Genomic DNA, 1926 nt, shown 5'->3' on the forward strand with positions numbered 1-1926 from the left:
CCCGGCCCTGTTTGTGGCCCTCTTCCAGGTACTCCTTGATGCCTTCTTCGCCGCCGCTGACTCTAATCAACATGATCTAGCGCAGCCTTCATGTATTTGGCAATCTCCTGCAAACCCGCCGTGGCTTGCTGGAACAACTGGTCGGTCAGCCGATTCGTCTTGTTGGCCGTGTTGAGCATGTGGGCGATCTGGTTTAGGTTATTGCCCGCCTTGTTGATAACGAACTGCATCCGCCTCTTTTCCAGGCTGGCCTTCGGCCTTGCAACCACCGTCGTCTTATTTTTCAAAACGAAATCACGCAGGAATACAGAGGCGTCCAATCCACTCTCCGCAATCTTGGCATTCAATTCGGCAGCCTGGTCTTCCGGCAGCCGGAACGAATATGCCTTGCTCAACTTCTGATCGCCTGCTGCCCGACGTCCCATCGCCTGCTCCTGTTCCAGCTGCCTTGCAGCGTGACCGCCAGGCCGCCGACCGGTCCTGGCGCCCGACGTCCGTAGGACGCGGGGTTTCAAAGGGGGTATCCCCCTTTGGCACGGATATGTTAGCCGAATCCACAGGATTCGGTAAACATATCTATCGTGCCTGTGCTAGGTCGACCACAACGGCCAACACCTGTGATATGGTTGCAGGTAGGTTGCAACTAGGTTGCAGCACATGCGATCCGGGTTGCGGGGGCTAGAGAATCGGCCTATCATGGTTGCAAGTAGGTTGCATATAGGTTGCAACTAGGTTGCAGCCCAATAATTACCGAGGGCCAACAGAACAAGCGTTGAAGGAGATCATGGACGTTGATGAGTACGCACGCGAGGTCAAGCCACACTACAAAAGGTCGAAGCTGTTGGCCTTCAAAGACCAAATCCGCGAGCTTAAGCACAAGGGTTTCAGCGACATGCAGGTACGCGACTGGCTCGCCCAAAATGGCATCCAGGTTTCGCGGGAGAACGTACGCAAGTTCATCAAACGGCACCTGGTCGATCTGGACGAAAGCATGGCAGAGGATAAACAACAATCCCCTGCTACCAACGGAACAATGCAAAACGTCGGGAACGAAAACTCGCCCGAAACCGAGCAACCAGAGAACACGAAGGAATCGCCAGCTGAACGTCTACGACGGCTAGCACAAGAGCAAAGAGACGAAGCAGATAAAAGGCGCTTCTCACATGACAAAACAGGCAACAATCATTAGGACACGCGTTATGGAAAACACTGTACATTTTATTTTGCAAGGCAAAGGTGGAATCGGCAAGACTTTTGTCGCCGGATTGCTTGCGCAATACATCGAAGAGAAAGCGCCTAGCACGTTGGAAGGATTTGACGCTGACCAAGAAAACGCGTCATTCGGTGCCTATAAGGGACTCAATGTCCAACTGGTTAACGTGATGAAGCCGGACCGGACCATTGACCGGAAAATGTTCGACTCAATGCTGTTGAAGATCTTTGATTCACGCAACAATGTAGTCGTGGACACGGGGGCAAATACTTTTTCGCCTCTGATGTCCTATCTCATGGAGAACGACTTTATCAACATGCTTCAAGACGCGGGCAAGCGGGTCTATATTCACACAATCATTGGAGGTGGCGACAATCTTCGTGACACGACCGCCGGTTTCGTTTCGCTTGCTCGGCAAACGTCCTGCCCTCTCGTCTTGTGGCTAAACGAAAATTCGGCATGGGGCGGAACTGAAAACTTTATCGAGTCGGATACCTTCGCAAAGAACGCCGACAACGTACGCGGGGTCATTCTTCTCCAGGGACGAACGAGCGACACGTTTGGCGATGACATTCGCCGCATGAATAAGGAGCGGTTAACCCTGCGCGAGATCATGGCCAGCGACAAGTTCAATATGTTGGAGCGTAGCCGGCTAAATACCGTCGTGAAAGACGTGTTCAGCAAGTTAGATAAGGTCGAATGGTAATGGACAT

At 52.4% G+C, this 1926-nt stretch carries 3 protein-coding genes; 2 read left to right on the forward strand and 1 reads right to left on the reverse strand.

What is annotated here, in order from left to right; translation table 11 throughout:
* Window positions 1-62 precede the first annotated feature (62 nt).
* A complete protein-coding gene (locus tag RTX98_RS20075) occupies window positions 63-425 on the reverse strand; it encodes a plasmid mobilization protein (RefSeq protein WP_312798647.1) in 363 nt (120 codons plus the stop codon).
* A gap of 359 nt (window positions 426-784) precedes the next feature.
* Here RTX98_RS20075 and RTX98_RS20080 point away from each other — a divergent pair, with 359 nt between their 5' ends.
* Both RTX98_RS20080 and RTX98_RS20085 read left to right on the forward strand, forming a co-directional pair.
* Complete coding sequence (locus RTX98_RS20080) at window positions 785-1189, forward strand: hypothetical protein (RefSeq protein WP_312798648.1); 405 nt, start codon at window positions 785-787, stop codon at window positions 1187-1189.
* Between the two features lie 10 nt (window positions 1190-1199).
* Window positions 1200-1919, forward strand: a complete 720-nt coding sequence (locus tag RTX98_RS20085) for a hypothetical protein (protein ID WP_312798650.1) — start codon at window positions 1200-1202, stop codon at window positions 1917-1919.
* Window positions 1920-1926: the final 7 nt, after the last annotated feature.

This window comes from Tianweitania sp. (assembly GCF_032053605.1).
In the GTDB taxonomy this organism is placed as follows: Bacteria; Pseudomonadota; Alphaproteobacteria; order Rhizobiales; family Rhizobiaceae; genus Tianweitania.

Coding starts and splice junctions, on each gene's coding strand:
- RTX98_RS20075 (WP_312798647.1), bottom strand. CDS start 425: ATGGGACGTCGGGCAGCAGGCGATCAGAAGTTGAGCAAGGCATATTCG.
- RTX98_RS20080 (WP_312798648.1), top strand. CDS start 785: ATGGACGTTGATGAGTACGCACGCGAGGTCAAGCCACACTACAAAAGG.
- RTX98_RS20085 (WP_312798650.1), top strand. CDS start 1,200: ATGGAAAACACTGTACATTTTATTTTGCAAGGCAAAGGTGGAATCGGC.